Here is a 19,120-nt window from a genome sequence, read left to right as displayed (position 1 = left end):
GAGATTCACGGCTGCTCCGGAGAGTTGCCGGCGCGGGTCGCTCCGCGCCGGCAAGGTCGTCCTCAGGCGCGGAAGATGCGCTTCGCCGCGCGCTCGGCAGACGACATCGCGGTCTTCACGTCCTCGCGGCCCGTGCAGTAATTGGCGTACATGTCGACGACCACGAAGTCGGCGATCGCCGCCGCCGCATTCTCGCTCATCTGCGCTTCGCCCGCCGGGGTCGTTGCCGTCGAAGCCACGTCGCGATATGGCGTGTTCTTCGGATCGGCGGTCCAGATCGGGTTCTTCTCGAAAGCAAGCTGGAACGGCGACAGATAGCCCTGGGCTGACTCGACCCACGGATTGAACTGCTCGGGCTCCATCATGAAGGCGGTGAACGCCTTGCAGGCCTGCGGGAACTTGGTGAAGGAGAAGATCAGGATCGGGAAACCGAGATGAAGCTCACGCCGCTTGCCGTCCAGACCGACGGGCAAATGCGCGTGGTTCATGTCTTCGGCAATCGCCGGGGCTTCCTTCTTTGCGGTCACATAGACCGAGATGCCGTTGGTCGTCAGATGCAGCTGGCCGGCCAGGAATGCCTTGTTGTTCGACGAGTCGTTCCAGGATGCGGTGCCGGGAATGAAGTTATCGTAGAGCGACTTGACGTATTCCAGGGACTTCGCGGTCTCCGGAGAATTGATCGTGACCTTGTTGTCCTTGTCGATCAGCTTGCCGCCATGGGCCCACAGCGCCCAGTGCACCCAGCCATTGGCATCGCCCGAAGCGTGGCCCAGCGCCATGCCGCCGGGGGTGCCGTTCTTGTTCATGCCCTTGAACAGATCCTGGAAGCCACCGAGATCATTCGGGAACGTCTTGTGGCCGGCCTTTTCAGCGGCGGCGACGCGATAATTCACCAGACCGCCGGTCGCAGCGACCGGAACGCCGATCCACTTGCCGTTATGCATGCCGTACTGCTTGCCGGACTCGGCCCAGCCGCCGTTCTTCTTGCCGAGATAGTCGGCGACGTCGGAGACGTCCATGCACTTGGTCGGGAACAGGAACGGCAGGGAGTACAGGCCCCAGACCATGTCGAGGCCCTGCCCGGTATTCGCCGCGACCGAAGCCTTTGGCTGAATGTCGTCATAGGATTCGTTGGAGACGGTGATGGTGACGCCGGTCGCCTTCTGGAAGGCGTCGACGATCTTCATGAAAGCCACGTCTTCGGCTTCGACGAAGCGCTTCCAGCGCAGCAGGTTGATCTTGGCGCCGGCTTCCGGCTTCCACTGTGAGGCCTGCGCCCAGGCTTTTGCGTAGCCCAGCAATTGATCCGCGGACATGGTCGCCGCAGCAGCAAGCGTGATCGCGCCGCCCTTGAGCAGAGATCGGCGATCCGGTGTAAATCCAGTCATCTTTCGTCTTCTCCCTGTAATATTGGTTCGTTGATCGACCAATGTTTTGAAATTGATTTGGTGCAACAGCGCGTCAGTTGACGCGCTTGCCGGTCTCCTTGTCGAACAGATGCGCCGAATTCGCGCGCGGCCTGAGATGAATCTTGTCGCCCGGTGCGACCGGACGCCGATCGCGGAAGATCGCGATGATGTCCTGGGTGCCGATGCGCGCAACGACCTGGGTTTCCGACCCCATCGGCTCGACCACCACGACCTCGGCCTCGATGCCGTCATCGGCGAATTCGAGATGCTCGGGACGAATGCCGTAAGTGACAGCCTTGTCGTTCCCTGCCGCAGGTGCTGCCGTAATCGGCAACTTCGCGCCATTGGCGGTTTCCACCCAGGGCTGGCCACCATTCACCTTCAGCGTGCCTTCGAGAAAATTCATCGCAGGCGACCCGATGAAGCCGGCAACGAACTTGTTCTCGGGGCGATCGTAGAGTTCCAGCGGTGCGCCCATCTGCTCGACGATGCCGTCCTGCATCACCACGATCTTGTCGGCCATGGTCATGGCCTCAATCTGGTCATGCGTCACATAGACCGTCGTGGTCTTGAGGCGCTGATGCAGTTCCTTGATCTCGGCGCGCATGGCGACGCGCAGCTTGGCATCGAGATTCGACAGCGGCTCGTCGAACAAAAACACTTGCGGGTCACGCACAATGGCGCGGCCCATGGCGACGCGCTGACGCTGACCGCCCGACAACTGCCGGGGGAAACGCTCAAGCAATCGCCTCAAATCGAGAATATCGGCGGCGCGATTGACCTTCTGATCGATCTCGCTTTTGTCGGCGCCGCGCAGCTTGAGCGAAAAGCCCATATTCTGGGCAACCGTCATATGCGGATACAGCGCGTAATTCTGGAACACCATGGCGATGTCGCGCTCTTTCGGCTGGACATCATTGACCACGCGATCGCCGATCGAGATCGTGCCGGAGGTGATCTTCTCCAAGCCCGCCAACATGCGCAGCAATGTGGATTTTCCGCAGCCGGATGGCCCAACCAGCACCACGAATTGGCCATCCTCGATGGGGACCGACACGCCGTGGAGAACCTCAAAACCGCCAAAAGACTTACGAACGTCGTGAATCTGCACGGACGCCATACATTTCCCTCCCAAATGTCCCATTTTAGAGACTGCGTCCTCCGATTGCCGGAGCCGCCTGTTCTTACTTGTCTGACATCCTACCAGATTTTCTGGCGGCGTGTCGTTGGATCATAGTCGTAGAAAAACTTCGCAGATGCAAACGTTGCGAAGCAGCCAGTGGCGTGCAAACATTCGTGACCAATCAAAAGAGACGACGCACCAGAATATAAAGTGTGCGCTGCGGGAGAAATGATGACCAAGTCGACTTCGTCCACGCCGACTGCGGGGACCTCGCCTGCAAAGGCAACCAAGCGCAAACTTCGTTCGAGCGAATGGTTCAACGATCCCCACAATCCCGGAATGACTGCACTCTATCTTGAGCGCTATCTGAACTACGGCCTGACGCGTCACGAATTGCAGTCCGGCAAGCCGATCATCGGCATTGCGCAGACTGGCAACGACCTGTCGCCCTGCAATCGCCATCATCTCGAACTCGCCAAGCGCGTGCGCGAAGGCATTACCGCCGCCGGCGGTCTTGTGATGGAATTCCCGGTACATCCGATTCAGGAGACCGGTAAGCGGCCGACTGCGGCGCTTGATCGCAACCTTGCTTATCTCGGCCTTGTGGAAATCCTGTTCGGTTATCCGCTCGATGGCGTCGTGCTGACAACCGGCTGCGACAAAACCACGCCGGCCTGTTTGATGGCAGCAGCGACAGTCAATCTCCCCGCAATCGTGTTGTCCGGCGGTCCGATGTTGAACGGCTGGCACGAAGGCCAGCGTACCGGCTCCGGCACCGTGGTGTGGAAATCACGTGAACGCCTTGCCGCCGGCGAGATCGGCTACGAAGAATTCATGACGCTGGTCGCGTCCTCGGCGCCGTCGGTCGGCCATTGCAACACCATGGGCACCGCGTCGACGATGAACTCGCTGGCCGAAGCTTTGGGCATGTCACTGCCCGGCTGCGCTGCCATCCCCGCTCCCTATCGCGAGCGCGGCCAGATTGCCTATGAGACGGGCAGCCGTATCGTCGACATGGTGTGGGAGGACCTCAAGCCGTCCGACATCCTGACGCGCAAGGCGTTCGAGAACTGCATCGTGGTCAATTCCGCCATTGGGGGTTCGACCAACGCGCCCATTCATATCAACGCGCTGGCGCGTCATATCGGTGTCGAACTCGATATCGACGACTGGCAGAAATTCGGCCATGACGTACCGCTGCTGGTCAACATGCAGCCGGCCGGTTTCTATCTCGGCGAGGAATATCATCGCGCCGGTGGTGTGCCCTCGGTGGTCCGCGAGCTGATGAAGCACAAGCGCATCCATGAGGATGTGATCACGGTGAACGGCAAGACCATGGGGGAAAATTGCGCCGCCTCGCCCAAACCGGACAACGACGTCATCTGGTCCTATGACAAGCCGCTGGTGGCTGATGCCGGCTTCCTCGTGTTGCGCGGCAATCTGTTTGATTCCGCGATCATGAAGACCTCGGTGATCTCCAAGGAATTCCGCGATCGCTATCTGATCAATCCGAAGGATCCGAACGCATTTGAAGGCCGCGCCATCGTGTTCGAGGGGCCGGAGGATTATCACCATCGCATCGACGATGCCTCGCTCGATATTGACGAGCATTGCATCCTGTTCGTGCGCGGCACCGGCCCGATCGGCTATCCCGGCGGCGCGGAAGTCGTGAACATGCAGCCGCCGGCAGCGCTGATCAAACGCGGCATTCTATCGCTGCCCTGCATCGGCGATGGCCGGCAGTCGGGCACATCCGGCTCGCCGTCGATCCTCAACGCGACGCCTGAAGCGGCAGCCAATGGCGGCCTCGCAATCCTGAAAACGGGCGACAAGGTGCGCATCGATCTCAACAAGGGCTCGGCGAATATCCTGATCTCCGACGAGGAGCTGAAGCGGCGTCGCGCCGAACTGATGGCCAATGGCGGATTCAAATATCCGGCCAACCAGACGCCGTGGCAGGAGCTCTATCGCAACACCGTCGGCCAGCAGGCCACCGGCGCCTGTCTCGAACTGGCGACGCGATATCGCGATATCGCCGGCACGGTCGGGACGGCGCGGCATAATCACTAATCCCTCGGTCGTCATTGCGAGCGCAGCGAAGCAATCCTGTCTTTCTTCTTGGCTTCTGGATTGCTTCGTCGCTTCGCTCCTCGCAATGACGGCGGAGAGTGAATGAAAAATTTCAGGGAGATTTCACATGTCTGACCGCTTGAAAGGCAAACGCGCCTTCGTCACCGCGGGCGCTGTCGGTATCGGCCGCGCCTGTGCACTGGCCTTTGCGCGCGAAGGCGCAACGGTGTTCGCCACCGATATCGACGACAAGGGCGTGGCGCTGCTGACCAAGGATGGTATCGCCGAGACTGCACGGCTCGACGTGCGCGACACGGCTGCCGTCGAAGCGATGGCGAAGAAGGTCGGCGATATCGACATCCTGCTCAACGCCGCCGGCTTCGTGCATCACGGCGCAGCACTGGAATGCTCCGATTCCGACTGGGACTTCTCGTTCGACCTGAACGTCAAATCGATGCACCGGACCATCCGTGCGTTCCTGCCCGGCATGCTCGCGCGCGGCAATGGTGCGATCGTCAACATTTCCTCCGCCGCCGGTGTCTTCAAGGCAGCGCCTAACCGCTACGTCTATGGCGCAACCAAAGCCGCCGTCGCCGCCCTCACCCGTGCTGTGGCCGTCGACTACATCACCAAAGGCATTCGCTGCAATGCGATCTGCCCTGGCACGATCGAAACGCCGTCGATGCTCGACCGCGCCGCAGCCGCAGGCCCGAATGGCCGCGAGCTGTTCGTGAGCCGGCAGCCGATGGGCCGCCTCGGGACCGCCGAGGAAATCGCATCCCTCGCCGTCTATCTCGCCAGCGACGAGAGCGCCTTCACCACCGGCGTCGCACACATCATCGACGGCGGCTGGACGCTGTAACCGAGGACATCGCATCATGAACAAGATCGATCTGAACGGCCGCTACGCCGTGGTCACGGGCGGCGCCCAGGGCTTTGGCCGCGCGATCACCGAACGCTTCGTGGCTTCCGGCGCCAAGGTGGCGATCTGGGATCAGGATATTGACCTGGCCGTAAAAACGGCGAGCGAAATCGGCGACGACGTGATTGCCCTCAAAGTCGACGTCACGGACGTGGCTTCAATTGATGAAGCTCGCGCTGCGACGCTTCAAGAGTTCGGCAAGATCGATATCCTGGTCAACAATGCCGGCATCACTGGATTCAACAAGCCGGTGTGGGAGATCGATTACGACGACTGGCGCAAGGTGATGCGCATCAATCTCGACGGCCCGTTCCTGTGCTGCAAGGCCGTTGTACCGGTGATGCTGAAGCAGAATTACGGCCGTATCGTCAACATCGCCTCGATCGCCGGCAAGGAAGGCAATCCGAATGCCTCGCACTATTCGGCGTCGAAGGCCGGCCTGATCGCGCTGACCAAATCGCTCGGCAAGGAACTCGCCGGCCACGAGATCAACATCAACGCCATCACGCCTGCTGCCGCGAAGACGGCGATCTTCGACCAGATGACGGAACAGCACATCAACTTCATGCTGTCGAAGATTCCGAAAGGACGTTTCGTACTGGTGCAGGAACTGGCCGCAATGGCTGCGTGGCTGGCCTCGGAAGACTGCGCCTTCTCGACCGGCGCGGTGTTCGATATTTCGGGCGGACGGGCGACCTACTAAGTCGCCCTTCTCGTCAGCCCTTGCCCTTGACGCGGAAGATCACGGGCACGGTGAAGCTCAGGCCGTCGTCGGCGATCAACGGCGGCGGCGCCGGCAGCGGGTCTGAGCGGCGGACCATAGCAACCGCGGCCTCGTCGAATGCGGCGTCGCCAGAGCCCTTCACCACCCGCACAGCCAAGACCTTGCCGACGCGGTCGATCTCGAAATTCACTGTCACTTCGGCGGTCTTCTGCTGGCGTTCCTGCGGATAGCGCTTGTTCTTTTCGAGATAGGCGCTGAGTTGCTTGGACCAGATTGTCGACAGGCGCTTCTTGTCGGTGCCGATGCCGCCCTGCTGCGCCTGCGCTTTCTCGCCGGTCTTGGAATCATCGAGCTTCTGCTGCGCGGCGGCTTCCGACGCGACGGATTCCTGCGACGCCTGCTGCTGTTTTTGCGCCTTTTCGGGTGTCTCTTCTTCCGGCTTGGTCGCCTTGCTCTCGGTCACGACCTGATCGGGTTCTTCGCTCTCGTGCGGCGTCTCCTTGGGGAGATCGCTCTGCTTCTCGACAGCCTTCTGCTCCTGAACGGCCGGAGATGCGGTCGAGGCCTCCGAATCCGGGCCCTGCGGAAGATCGGTCGGCTCGACGTCGGGCGACACCATTTCCATCCCGACTTCGATGGCATTGGCGCCGAGGCCGTCGTCGTCTTCTTCCTGCTGCATCTCGAACACAGCCGCGGCGATGCCGCCGACATGCAGCAGCACGGCGACAAGCGCCGCGATCAGCCACAGTCGCCAGGACGACTTTCTATCGAGCTCGGACATAGCGCTTCCGTAACGTCAGGGCTTCGGCGCGTCAGGTGCAGCGATCGGTGCCGGCGATACCGCAGCGGCATCCGGAACCCCTTCCAGTGCAACAAGCTTGGTCTTCTGATAGCCACCGGCACGCAGCCGTTCCATCACATCGAAGAATTCGCCATAGGGCACCGCGCGATCGACGCGCAGGAAGATCGGACGATCCTTGTTGCCATCGCCCATCGCATCGAGCTGACGCACCAGATCGACACGCTTGACCATGTTCTCGCCGATCGCGACCGCCAGGTCGGGCTTGATGCTCACATAGGTCGGCTTGTCCGGCTTCTTCTGCGGCGTCACCGTAGAGGACGGCAGATTGATCGGCAGGTCCACCGTCGACAGCGGCGCGGCCACCATGAAGATGATCAGCAGAACCAGAATGACGTCGATGAAGGGTGTGACGTTGATTTCGTGATTTTCACCGAAATCATCATCGTCGTCTGCACCCTCGGAAAGCGACATACCCATGATTATTCAGCCGCTGCGCGTGCGTGTGAACTCGAATGCGTGCGATCAAGATCGCGTGACAGCAGACGACCGGCGGCGCCCTGCGCACGGCCGACGATTTCCATGTAGGCCTTCGTCACGCGCGAGAAGTGATTGTAGATGATGACCGCCGGGATCGCCGCGACGAGGCCGATGGCGGTCGCCAGCAGTGCTTCGGCGATGCCGGGCGCGACGACGGCGAGATTCGTAGTCTGCGATTTCGAGATACCGATGAAGCTGTTCATGATGCCCCAGACGGTGCCGAACAGTCCGACGAACGGCGACGTTGCGCCAATGGTCGCGAGGATGCCCATACCGGTGCGTACCTTGCGGCCCTCAGCGCGAACGATCTCGCCAAAGCTCGACGCGGCGCGCTCCTTGATGCCTTCATCGCTCGAAATGCCGGCGGACATCCGCCCTTCCCGCATCGCCGCTGCCAAAAAGCGCGACAGGATCGTGCCGCGCTCACCGAGCGCCATCTGCGCCTCGGACAGCGAACGCGATTCACCGATCTTGCGGAGCGCGGCCTTCAGGCGACGCATGGCCCAGGTCAGTTCCATCATCTTGAAGATGCCGACCGTCCAGGTGACGACCGATGCGAAAGCCAGACCCACCATCACCGCCTTGACGATGATGTCGGCACCCATGAACATTTTCCAGGGCGACAGATCGTGCTCGCCGGTAGCGACCATCGGCCTGGGCGCGGCCTCCGTCACCGGGCTAGCAAGAGCTGTCGAAGCGGCCGGGCTCGCCACTGGGCTGCTCGGCTGAGCAGTTACCGGGGCCGGCGCCGCAGTGGGAGCTGCCTGAGTAACCACCGGCGCCACGGGCTTTGCAGCCTGCTGCGCAATCATTGGCGAAGCAAATGCGACGACTGCCAGCACAGCCAGCAACTTAAGAATAGTTCTAAACAAGCTTATACCTCGGCCCAGTAGCGGATGAGATTATGATAGATGCCCGTTAATTTGACCGTTTCTGGGTCGTCTCTTCCGAGACGTTCAACTAGGCTCTGAATCGCGCTGTCGAGATCGAAGATCATGCTGCGCGCATGAGCATCACGTATCATGCTCTGTAGCCAGAAAAAAGACGCTACGCGCATACCTGCCCTTAGAGGTGTTACAAGGTGCAAACTGGAAGCAGGATAAAGTACGAGGTGGCCGGCCGGCAGCTTCACCTCGTGTGAGCCGTAATTGTCTTCAATGACGAGCTCACCGCCTTCATATTCTTCGGGCTCGGAGAGGAACAGCGTCACTGACAGGTCGGTGCGGATACGCATGCCGGTGAGATGATCGCCGCGCACCGCATTGTCGACATGCACGCCGAAGTGATGTCCATCCGACGAGACGTAACGATTGAACAGCGGCGGGAAGATATGCAGCGGAATTGCTGCAGACAGAAACCGCGGGTTCGACGTCAGTGCCGAGATAATCTGATTACCGAGCGTGCGGGCCACATCGCTGTCCGGCGGCAGTTGCTCGTTCCTTTTGACCAGAGCCGATTGCGCACCGGCAGTCGAGCGACCGTCCTCCCAACCGGCCGCATCCATGATGCGGCGGAACTCCGCCACATCACTTTTGCTCAAGACATCAGGGATGCAGATCAGCATCCTCTAGAACTTCCCACTGAGAACAAGTGTTCCCGACCGACCCGGCGCCACCAGCACGAACGGTGCAGCGCTGTTGTAGAAGCCGTCATAGTAAAGCTTGTTGGTCAGGTTGTTGACGAACAGCTTGAGCGTGATGTTCTGGTCGATCTTCTTCTCGACAAACATGTCGAAGCGCCAGAATTCCGGCAGGACCGTCGTGGTGGTCGTGTACAGAATGCCACCGGTGCGCTGCGACTGATAGGTCGCCTGCCCGCCCAGCTCCCAGCCGTAGTCGAACTTGTACTTGGTCATCAGGTTGAACGATTGATGCGCGATATTGGCGAGATCGCGCCCGATGAAAGCAGGCGTTGCCGAGTTCAACACCTTGGATTCCATCAGAACCAGACCGCCGAACACGCTCCAGCGATCGGTAATCTTGCCGGCGACGCCGAGATCGATGCCGCGGATTCGGTATGACGCGCCAGCCACGACCTGCGTGGTACCGGCAACGGTCAACTGCTCGCGCGCATTGCTCTTGGTGGTCTCGAACAGGGCGCCTGTCAGCAACAAATGGCGATCGAACAGTTCCCACTTGGTACCGACTTCCGCCGACTTGTTCTTCTCCGGCGCAAACACCTGATTATAGGCGCCTGTGAGGTTGAAGCCGCCATAGCGCGCGTCGGTGCCGTCCAGTTCCGCACCGACCGGGTTGGTCGACGTGGCATAGGCCGCATAGACGCTGCCATAGGGTAGCGGCTTCAACGTCAGGCCGACATTCCAGTTTACATTTCCGCTATCCGCCTTTTGCGGGAACGTGGTGGTGGTCGCAAACGGCTTGCCTGCGCTGACGCTGTAGTCGTCATAACGGATGCCGGTGTTCAGATAGACGAGGTCGTTGTAGTTCGCCGTGTTGATGGCGTAGCCCGCATTGGTGTCGACCTTGATCACCGTTGGGTTGTTGGCACGGGTGGGCTGCGCAAAAGCCGAATAGGTCAGATACGGATTATTGATCGGAACGATCACCGAGCCGATGCTGGTGCTGCCACCCGGCAGTGACTCCGTCGTCAGGCCCGTAAAAGTGTCGATATCGACCTTCTCGCGCGAGATTTCGGCGCCGACGATGGTCGTGTGCCTGATCGGGCCGGTGTCGAACTTGAACTTCAAGTCAGACTGGTTGGCGATCGTGTCCGTGGTCTGGTAGCGGCTGACGGCGTTGAGCTGCACCAAACCGTAGCCGGCAGGATCGGGAGAATAGCCGGGAATGCCGGCGCGGGGCGCTTCCGGCAAAGTGCCGACATAGGCCAGGGTCGAACGTTCCAGCCGCATCTTGTTGCTGAAGGTGACATCCGGCGTCAGCGCGACTTCGGTGTTCAGCGAGCCGATATCCTGACGGGCATGCTGGAAGTCGCGATTGGCGAAGCCATAGTAGTTGTTGCGGTTGGCGATGCCGGTTTCCGTTGATGGCTTGTTGGCCGCGCGGTCCCATGGAATACCGAAATCCGGGATCGAATTGAGGTCGGTGTGGATGTAGTTGGCCGTGACCTTCACGGCATCGACCGGCGTCCACTTGATGGCCGCGAAGCCTCCCCAGCGATCGTCAGTCGTGGTGTTGCGGCCAGCAACATTGGCGTCCTGGAACAGGCCGCCGGCGCGCACCGAGACCGTCGGGCTCAGCACCTGATTGGCGTCGATAGTCACGCGCTTGGTGGCATCGGTGCCGAAGGCGGTATCGATATTGGTGAAATTCTTGTCGCCCGCCTGCTTGGTGACAATGTTGATCGCACCGCCTGCGGTGCCGCGTCCTGCGAAGGACGATGCCGGACCGCGCAGGATCTCGACCTGTTCGGTGAAGAAGTTTTCGCGAATGCTAACGGCCGGGTCGCGGATACCGTCGACGAACACGTCATTGCGGGCATCGAAGCCGCGAATGAAGAAGCGATCGCCGAAAGCGTTGCCGCCCTCACCGGTTCCAAGCGTCACGCCGGCTGTCGAACGGACGGCATCGCGCAGCGACGTCGCATTTTTGTCCTCGAGAACTTCCCGGGTGAGTACCGTGACGGTGCGCGGCGTATCCAGCAGCTTCTCGGTGAATTTGCCGCCCGCAAGCCGATCGCCTTTATAGGGCGCGGAGGGATCGGCATAAGGATCAGCGGCAAGTCCGCCAGCATTCGGAAACGGTACGGGCGCGACTGCCACCGGTTGAGCCCGGCGGGCGGCGCGGCGGAGCGCGGTGCGCGCGCGAATCTGGTCCGGACTTGGCTTCGACGCCGCCGGCCGGGGCCGGGCAACTGGGGCATCCACTGTGACCGGCGGAAGGGTGGATTGCTGCGCTTCGGCACCGCTGAACGACGCAACCGCGATAAGACCCGCAACCGCCGTTACTTTGCGGCCAGAATGGGGATCGGCGCCCTCGCCGACACGAACCTCAGAAACAGCACGCAAAGACCGCGGCATTTTCGCCGTACCCATCGAATTCCCCCAAAACTGCGACGCCAGGACGCATCAAGTGCGATAATTTGTCCCATGGACGTAGTCGGCAGGAGAACGGGTGGTCAACGCAATTGGGCGAGAATGCAGGGTTCTTATGTTTGAATATGTCTAGATTGGTCGCGGCAGCTACCTAGAGGTAATATGAAACGGTCACCCTATTCACTGCTGGGCGGCTTCATCAGCGAGAACATCTCGTCGACGGTCTGAAGCGCCGACTGCCTCACCCGATCCGTATTCTCCATGCCGGCGATGTTGATGCCACGCACGACGGCTTTGATCTCGTCCCGATAGTCGGTCAGGAAGCGCAGCGGATCCGGCGAGTCATTGGCGACCCGCGCGATCAATCCGGTAATCAAAATCTGACAGGCGATCATCCGCCCATTCAACTCGTCCATGTCCCGCTCCGGATTACAAGCCGCAATGTCGGCTTCGACGAGCCTATGGCGGATACGACGCGCAGTTACAACACCAGGCGCTTCTCACTGCGCCGATGGATTGTCCAAGACGCCGCATAAAACAAGGCGCAGTGTCCTGTTGGAACGATGCGAGAAATCACGCGTAAATCATAGTGAACATGAAGATTTGGCAATGAAGCACGCGTTCAAGCGGTCGTGTGTTTACAGCATTTGAGTCGACACCTAGCTGATCAGGAGCCGCCCACGCGGGCGCGCATTGGACGCGCATGTCTGCGTCAGTGGCTGCCAAGAGATTGATGAGATCACCATGACAACGCTTATCCGTTTTCGATGGACTGGACTGATCGCTCTGACGCTGCTTGCGGCCGGCGGAACTATCGCATGGCAGCATTACGGAGCTACCGGAGCACAGCAGGCGAATGCCGACAAACCGCGCGGCCCTGCCCCCGTCCCGGTGAAAATCGCATCTGTCGAAAAAGCTGATTTCCCCGTTTATCTCGGCGGTTTAGGCACCGTGCAGGGTTTTAATACTGTCGTCGTGCGGACCCGCGTCGATGGTCAGATCGACACGATCGCTTTCACCGAAGGACAGATCGTCAAGGAGGGTGACCTGCTCGCACAGATCGATCCGCGCCCGTTCCAGGCAGCGCTCGATCAGGCCAAGGCCAAGAAAGCGCAGGACGAAGCCAATCTCGCCAATGCTAATCTGGATTTGCAGCGCTTCACCAAACTCGGCGAATTCGCGACACGGCAACAGACAGACACACAACGCTCCACCGTGCAGCAGTTGAGCGCGCAGATCGCTGCCGACGATGCCGCGATCTCGAATGCGCAGACCCAGCTCGCTTACACCACGATCAAGGCGCCGATCTCCGGCCGCGTCGGCTTTCGTCAGGTCGACCAAGGCAACATCGTCAATGCCGCGACACAGACCGGTATCGTCACCATCGCGCAGATCGAGCCGATCGCCGTGATCTTCACCGCGCCTGAACAGAACCTCATCGACATCAGCCAGTCGCTCGCGGAACATCCGCTCAAGGTGATCGCGCTGACCACCGACGGAAAGCGGACGCTCTCGGAAGGCACGCTCGCAGTCATCAATAATCAGGTGGATACGACCAGCGGCACGATCCGGCTCAAGGCGGTATTCGACAACAAGGACCACGTGCTGTGGCCCGGCCTTTCGGTCTCGACACGGTTGCTGGTAACCACCCTGAATGATGCGACCGTCATTCCCGACGATGCCGTTCAACATGGGGCCGACGGGCTCTATGCCTTTGCGGTCGGGGCCGACAACAAAGCCGAGCTGAAGAAAATCAAGGTCGGCCGTTCCATCGATGGCCGCACGGTGGTCGAGGACGGGCTGAGCGCCGGCGAGCGCGTCATCGTCGCCGGGCAATATAAAGTGCAGCCGGGCGCGCTGGTGGCGACGTCAGTCGCAACATCCGCAGCCAGCCCTGCGAAAGGCGAATAGCCATGAACGGAGGAATTTCAGCACCGTTCATTCGCTATCCGATCGCAACATCATTGCTGATGGCCGGCATCCTGTTCGTCGGCCTGGTCTCCTATCCCCAGCTTCCCGTCGCGCCTTTGCCGCAGGTCGACTTCCCGACCATCCAGGTCGCCGCCACCTTGCCCGGCGCCAGTCCCGAGACGATGGCATCCTCGGTGGCGCAGCCGCTGGAGCGACAGCTCGCGCAGATCCCCGGCGTGGCGCAGATGACCTCGACGAGTTCGCTCGGCACATCGGCAGTCACGATCCAGTTCGACCTCAACCGCTCGATCGACGGCGCCGCCAATGACGTGCAAGCCGCGATCAATGCCGCTGGCGGGCAACTGCCGAAGACGCTTCCGAGCCCGCCCACCTATCGCAAGGTCAACCCGGCGGACTCGCCGATCATGCTGCTGTCGGCGACATCGGACACGCTGCCCATTACAACCGTCAGCGACAGTGTCGATGCGCAACTGGCGCAGCAGATCAGCCAGATCTCCGGTGTCGCCCAGGTTACGATCGGCGGCCAGCAAAAGCCGGCGATCCGCATCCAGATCGATCCCGCCAAGCTGGTCGCCAAGGGGCTGCAACTCGAGGACATCCGCAGCCAGATCGCGATCACCACTGTCGACAGCCCGAAAGGCAATATCGACGGCGCGACCCGCAGCTACACGATCTACGCCAACGACCAGTTGCCGGAATCGAAGGACTGGAACGACGTCATCATCGCCTATCGCAATGGTGGTCCGCTGCGAGTCAGGGATATCGGCCAAGCGGTGACCGGCCCTGAAGACGCCAAGCAGGCGGCCTGGGCTAATGGCAAGCGCGGCGTGTTTCTGGTGATCTTCAAGCAGCCCGGCGCCAACGTCATCGACACCGTCGACAAGATCAAGGCCGAGCTGCCGCGTCTGGTGGCCGCGATACCGCCGACCGTGAAGATCGAGGTCCTCAGCGATCGCACGCAGACCATCCGCGCCGCCGTGCAGGATGTCCAGTTCACCCTGCTGCTGACCATCGCGCTCGTCGTAATGGTGATCTTCGTCTTCCTGCGCAGCGTCTGGGCCACCGTCATTCCCAGCGTGACCGTACCGCTCGCATTGCTCGGTGCCTGCGCGCTGATGTGGGTGTTCGGCTATACGCTCGACAACCTATCGCTGATGGCGCTGACCATCTCGGTCGGCTTCGTGGTCGACGACGCCATCGTGATGCTGGAAAATATCACTAGATATATCGAGGAAGGCGAAACACCGATGGCTGCCGCGCTGAAAGGCGCCGGTGAAATCGGCTTCACCATTGTCTCGATATCAGTCTCGCTGGTCGCGGTGCTGATCCCGCTGCTGCTGATGGGTGGCATTATCGGCCGCCTGTTCCGCGAATTCGCCGTGACACTGACCATGACGATTTTCGTCTCGCTGGTGGTGTCGCTGACGCTGACCCCGATGATGGCCTCGCGCTTTCTGCGCGAGGAGAAACACGCCAAGCATGGCCGGCTCTATCAGCTCAGCGAGAATGCCTTCGATGCTCTGCTGCGCGCCTATGAGCGCGGCCTCGACCTCGTGCTGCGCTGGCGCCTGACGACGCTGATGGTGTTCTTCGCCACGCTCGTCCTGTCGGTCTATCTGTTCATGATTATCCCGAAGGGCTTCTTCCCGCAGCAGGACACCGGCCTGATCACCGCTTCCTCCGAAGCGTCGCAGGATATTTCCTTCGCCGACATGAAGATCCACCAGGAAGAACTCGGCAAGATCGTGCAGGCCGATCCCGACGTCGCCAGCGTCGCCATGTCGATCGGCGGCAGTGGCGGTGCGCTCAATACCGGGCGCATGTTCATCACGCTGAAGCCACGCGACGAACGTTCCGCCAATGCGCAACAGATCATCACACGGCTGCGACCGAAGCTGGAGAAGGTTCAGGGCGCACGCCTGTTCATGCAGGCGGCACAGGATATCCGGCTCGGTGGCCGGGCTACCCGCACCCAGTTCGAATATACGCTGCAGGACGCCAATCTGGCCGAACTGAACGAGTGGGCGCCGAAGATTCTGGCCAAGATGCAGACGCTGCCGGGCCTACGCGACGTCGCTACCGACCAGCAGACCAAGGGCACGACGCTGACGCTGACCATCGATCGCGACAACGCCTCGCGCTACGGCATCCAGCCGCAACTGATCGACGACACACTGTATGATGCGTTCGGCCAGCGTCAGGTCGCGCAGTATTTCACGCAGTTGAACAGCTATCACGTCATTCTCGAGATATTGCCCGAGATGCAGGGCAAGCTCGATTCACTTGACAAGATCTATATCAAGTCGCCGACGACAAGCGACATGGTGCCACTGTCGGCCTTTGCCAAATGGACGACGGTGCCGGTGCGGCCGCTCTCGATCAGCCATCAGGGACAATTCCCGGCGATCACGATCAGCTTCAATCTCGCGCAGGGTGTTGCGCTTGGACAGGCGACCGATGCCGTACAGGCTGCCATGCAGGATATCGGCGCGCCCTCGACCTTGCGCGGCACCTTCCAGGGCACGGCGCAGGCATTCCAGCAATCGCTATCGACGGTGCCACTGCTGATCCTCGCAGCACTGGTTGTGGTCTATCTGATCCTCGGCATTCTCTATGAGAGCTACATCCACCCCCTGACAATCCTGTCCACCCTGCCCTCTGCCGGCGTCGGCGCGCTGGCGATCCTGATGGCGTTCGGTTTCGATTTCAGTCTGATCGCACTGATCGGCATCGTGCTGCTGATCGGCATCGTCAAGAAGAACGGCATCATGCTGGTGGACTTCGCAATTGCTGCCGAGCGCGACGAACATCTCGAACCGGAAGAAGCCATCCGCAAGGCCGCTATCCTGCGTTTCCGCCCGATCATGATGACGACCATGGCGGCGCTGCTTGGCGGCGTGCCGTTGATGCTCGGCACCGGCACCGGTTCGGAAATCCGCCAGCCGCTCGGCTACGCGATGGTCGGCGGCCTGATCGTCAGCCAGGCACTGACGCTGTTCACGACACCAGTGGTCTATGTCTATCTCGACAAGCTTTCCAATATCATGTCGAGCTGGGGACGATCGAAGCGCGACGACGATAATCGGTCGGACAAGCAGATGCTGGCGAAACAGGCCGCCGAATAGCGCAACTGCGCTATACAGCTTCTTCGATCCTGGTGCCGACATAGACGGTGTTGGACACTTCCTCGTCCGCGTTCAGATTGTCGAAGGCCACGACATGCGCGGTGACGGCGCCGAAGACACTCTCCATCACGGCCGTGAATGCAGCTTCTGGTGGGTCGTTCGACCACAGCGCAAACACGCCGCCGGGCTTGAGATGCTCCGACAGACGCTGCAGCCCGGCCGCCGTATAGAGCACGGCATGGCTCGGATGCAGCAGGTTGTCCGGCGCATGGTCGATATCGACCAGTATCGCATCGAAGCGACGACCGGGTTCGTCGAGATCGAGATGACCACCCGTCGAGGTCGCCATCTTGAAGAAATCGCCATGGACGAGACGGCAGCGCCCGTCCGCCGACAATTCGCGGCCGATCGGGATCAGGCCGGCCTGATGCCATTCGATCACTTCGGGCAGTGCATCAATGACGACCAGCGAACCGACCTTCTCATGCGCGAGAACGGCCTGCGCAGTGTAGCCCAGACCGAGACCGCCAACGACGACATCCAGCCCGCTGCCGGTTAGTGACGCCAGACCGATATCCGCCAGCGCGATCTCGGCAGCCGTGAATGCGCTCGACATCAGAAATTCGTCGCCGAGCTTGATCTCAAAGATATCGATGTCCGTGCCCGGCTTCCGCCGACGTCGCAGGGTCAGGACACCCATCGGCGTCGGGCGATAATCCAGTTCTTCGAACATTATGCTCATATCCAACCATGTACATGGCGCGTGCAACCCGGCAACAACGAAATGCCCCAAGTGTGCAAATCTCGACAGACACCTCCGGCGAAATGACTAAACACTTGGCGTCGTCGGCGATTCGTCGCGTCATGGTTGCGTGTTGCGTGGAGAGTGACTGCAGGCTCACTCCAGCGCGCGGGGGCGCCGCCATGAAACGCATTCTGGTCGTCGACGACGACCCACTCGTGTCCATGTCCATTAGGCTGACACTGGAACGCGAGGGCTTCGAAACCGTCTCGGCCGATGGTGGCGAGATCGGTCTATTCGTGTTGGAAGATACAAGCTTCGATGTGATGATTATCGATATCTTGATGCCGCATGATCAGGCGTCAGCCATATCGCCGTGATCGCTCTTCGCCGGCGATTTCTTCTTGCTACCTTTGGTGTTCAGGAAGCGAATATCGATCTGCGCACCGTTGACCTTGACCAGTTCGCAGCGGCGATAGGCAAGTCCGGTCGATGACAGCAGCAGGAAGAACTCTTTCAGATTGAGGCCCTCGATGGAGGTCTCGAGTATCAACTCAGCATCATGACTCGACACAGCCTTCAGCACGCAACTGCGCCGCCATGTGCCGTCGATGGCCATGATCCAGACATTGTAGCCACGCCCGAAAATGACGCGCCCGTTGGTTGCAACTTCTTCTGCCATGACCGCTCCTACGCCCGCATACTGGCGGGAGACGTCTTCAGTCCGGCACCCATGTCGGGCACGATCGATGGCGACGCTTGCGCACTCACCGGCAGATAGACACCGCGACGATTGGAGCAAACCCGATAGCGGTCAGTGAGACCGACCACGGTCTCGGCTGCCCCCAGGAACAGATAGCCGTCAGGTTCGCTAGCTTTGGCAAGCCTGCCGAAGATCTCAGTCTTGGTCGCCTGATCGAAATAAATCAGCACGTTGCGGCAGAAGATGACGTCGAACTTGCCGAGATGCGCGTAGTCCTGCAGCAGGTTGAACTGCTTGAACTGAACCATCGCGCGGATGTCAGCATTGAGCTGCCACGTCGTGCCGGTCTGCTTGAAGTGTTTCACCAGCAACTGGATCGGCAGGCCGCGCTGCACCTCGAACTGGGTGTAGACGCCAGTGCGTGATTTTTCGAGCACTTCGGGCGAGAGATCCGTGGCCACGATCTCGACGCGCCACCCCGTCAGCGCGGCGCCGAGTTCCTTCATGATCATGGCGAGCGAATATGGCTCCTGCCCGGTCGAGCCGGCGGCGCACCAGATCCGCAGGCTACGCTTGCCAGCGCGCGCCTTGATCAGGTCGGGAATGACCGTGTTCTGAAAATGCTCGAACGGTGTCTTGTCGCGAAAGAAGAAGGTCTCGTTGGTGGTCATGGCTTCGACCACATCCGAGATCATCGGCTCGGAACCGGCTTTCATCTTCTGAACGAGTTCGCTGATCCCGGCGACACCGGCCTTGCGCGCCAGCGGCATCAATCTGCTTTCGAGCAGGTACTTCTTGTCGGCCGATAGCACCAATCCGGAACGATCTTTCAGAATCTTCTGCAAATACTCATAATCGATAGGGGTCATGGTCTCTTTCTAAGACGCAACGCCGGTCCAAATAACTTGCAGCGACGACGGTATGCCGCTGCGTGCAAAAAGCGCGTAATACACGATTGCAGCAAATGACTAAGAGATCGCCAAGACGCCGCAGGACGTTGCGCAGCGCCGGGCACAAAG

17 protein-coding genes are annotated in these 19,120 nt (G+C 60.5%); 6 read left to right on the top strand and 11 right to left on the bottom strand.

Going from position 1 to position 19,120, the window contains the following annotated elements; genetic code table 11:
• Positions 1-62: 62 nt before the first annotated feature.
• Together AB7813_RS01710 and AB7813_RS01705 are read right to left on the bottom strand one after the other, a co-directional pair.
• Entirely contained in the window at positions 63-1,388 is a 1,326-nt protein-coding gene (locus AB7813_RS01710) for an ABC transporter substrate-binding protein (protein ID WP_175367345.1), read from the bottom strand.
• A 73-nt stretch (positions 1,389-1,461) separates the two neighbouring features.
• Positions 1,462-2,529 (bottom strand): ABC transporter ATP-binding protein, encoded by a 1,068-nt coding sequence (locus AB7813_RS01705; protein WP_089267200.1) that lies wholly within the window; start codon positions 2,527-2,529, stop codon positions 1,462-1,464.
• A 234-nt stretch (positions 2,530-2,763) separates the two neighbouring features.
• On the opposite strand from AB7813_RS01705, the gene AB7813_RS01700 reads away from it, so the two are divergent.
• From AB7813_RS01700 to AB7813_RS01690, 3 genes are all read left to right on the top strand, one after another.
• Entirely contained in the window at positions 2,764-4,602 is a 1,839-nt protein-coding gene (locus tag AB7813_RS01700; RefSeq protein ID WP_439063638.1) for an IlvD/Edd family dehydratase, read from the top strand.
• Positions 4,603-4,729: 127 nt separating this feature from the next.
• Positions 4,730-5,464 (top strand): SDR family oxidoreductase, encoded by a 735-nt coding sequence (locus AB7813_RS01695; RefSeq protein ID WP_068730627.1) that lies wholly within the window; start codon positions 4,730-4,732, stop codon positions 5,462-5,464.
• A 16-nt stretch (positions 5,465-5,480) separates the two neighbouring features.
• A complete protein-coding gene (locus tag AB7813_RS01690; protein ID WP_439063637.1) occupies positions 5,481-6,227 on the top strand; it encodes an SDR family NAD(P)-dependent oxidoreductase in 747 nt (248 codons plus the stop codon).
• A gap of 13 nt (positions 6,228-6,240) precedes the next feature.
• Here the strand turns inward: AB7813_RS01690 and AB7813_RS01685 are convergent, their stop codons facing one another.
• From AB7813_RS01685 to AB7813_RS01660, 6 genes are all read right to left on the bottom strand, one after another.
• Positions 6,241-7,029: an energy transducer TonB family protein gene (locus AB7813_RS01685; protein ID WP_309944423.1), complete on the bottom strand. Its 789-nt coding sequence runs from the start codon at positions 7,027-7,029 to the stop codon at positions 6,241-6,243.
• A 15-nt stretch (positions 7,030-7,044) separates the two neighbouring features.
• A complete protein-coding gene (exbD, locus tag AB7813_RS01680; protein ID WP_439063636.1) occupies positions 7,045-7,527 on the bottom strand; it encodes a TonB system transport protein ExbD in 483 nt (160 codons plus the stop codon).
• A gap of 2 nt (positions 7,528-7,529) precedes the next feature.
• Positions 7,530-8,399 (bottom strand): tonB-system energizer ExbB, encoded by an 870-nt coding sequence (exbB, locus tag AB7813_RS01675; protein ID WP_439064610.1) that lies wholly within the window; start codon positions 8,397-8,399, stop codon positions 7,530-7,532.
• A gap of 62 nt (positions 8,400-8,461) precedes the next feature.
• Positions 8,462-9,151: a Fe2+-dependent dioxygenase gene (locus tag AB7813_RS01670; protein ID WP_439063635.1), complete on the bottom strand. Its 690-nt coding sequence runs from the start codon at positions 9,149-9,151 to the stop codon at positions 8,462-8,464.
• Positions 9,152-9,154: 3 nt separating this feature from the next.
• On the bottom strand, positions 9,155-11,599 hold the full coding sequence (locus AB7813_RS01665; protein WP_439083602.1) for a TonB-dependent receptor: 2,445 nt from the start codon (positions 11,597-11,599) through the stop codon (positions 9,155-9,157).
• A gap of 176 nt (positions 11,600-11,775) precedes the next feature.
• The gene (locus AB7813_RS01660) at positions 11,776-12,015 is read right to left on the bottom strand and encodes a hypothetical protein (protein ID WP_089267192.1); all 240 of its coding nucleotides are present in this window, start codon (positions 12,013-12,015) and stop codon (positions 11,776-11,778) included.
• A gap of 328 nt (positions 12,016-12,343) precedes the next feature.
• Between AB7813_RS01660 and AB7813_RS01655 the strand changes: the two genes are divergently transcribed.
• Both AB7813_RS01655 and AB7813_RS01650 read left to right on the top strand, forming a co-directional pair.
• Positions 12,344-13,510 (top strand): efflux RND transporter periplasmic adaptor subunit, encoded by a 1,167-nt coding sequence (locus tag AB7813_RS01655; RefSeq protein ID WP_439063633.1) that lies wholly within the window; start codon positions 12,344-12,346, stop codon positions 13,508-13,510.
• A 2-nt stretch (positions 13,511-13,512) separates the two neighbouring features.
• Positions 13,513-16,656, top strand: a complete 3,144-nt coding sequence (locus AB7813_RS01650) for a multidrug efflux RND transporter permease subunit (protein ID WP_439063632.1) — start codon at positions 13,513-13,515, stop codon at positions 16,654-16,656.
• A 10-nt stretch (positions 16,657-16,666) separates the two neighbouring features.
• Here AB7813_RS01650 and AB7813_RS01645 read toward each other — a convergent pair whose 3' ends face one another.
• Positions 16,667-17,389: a spermidine synthase gene (locus AB7813_RS01645; RefSeq protein WP_439063631.1), complete on the bottom strand. Its 723-nt coding sequence runs from the start codon at positions 17,387-17,389 to the stop codon at positions 16,667-16,669.
• Positions 17,390-17,580: 191 nt separating this feature from the next.
• On the opposite strand from AB7813_RS01645, the gene AB7813_RS01640 reads away from it, so the two are divergent.
• Positions 17,581-17,778, top strand: a complete 198-nt coding sequence (locus AB7813_RS01640) for a response regulator (RefSeq protein ID WP_158596832.1) — start codon at positions 17,581-17,583, stop codon at positions 17,776-17,778.
• Here the strand turns inward: AB7813_RS01640 and AB7813_RS01635 are convergent.
• Positions 17,754-18,080 carry a pilus assembly protein PilZ gene (locus AB7813_RS01635; protein ID WP_068730616.1) on the bottom strand — a complete coding sequence of 109 codons (327 nt, stop codon included), beginning with the start codon at positions 18,078-18,080 and terminating at the stop codon, positions 17,754-17,756. The two genes, AB7813_RS01640 and AB7813_RS01635, sit on opposite strands and share 25 nt — an antisense overlap.
• An 8-nt stretch (positions 18,081-18,088) precedes the next feature.
• The gene (locus AB7813_RS01630; protein WP_439063629.1) at positions 18,089-18,970 is read right to left on the bottom strand and encodes a CheR family methyltransferase; all 882 of its coding nucleotides are present in this window, start codon (positions 18,968-18,970) and stop codon (positions 18,089-18,091) included.
• Between the last annotated feature and the right edge of the window lie 150 nt (positions 18,971-19,120).

Source organism: Tardiphaga sp. 20_F10_N6_6 (assembly GCF_052076045.1).
GTDB classification, from domain to species: Bacteria; Pseudomonadota; Alphaproteobacteria; order Rhizobiales; family Xanthobacteraceae; genus Tardiphaga; species Tardiphaga robiniae.
Note: the sequence above shows the minus strand (reverse complement) of the source record. Positions and strands in the feature narration are given on the sequence as shown.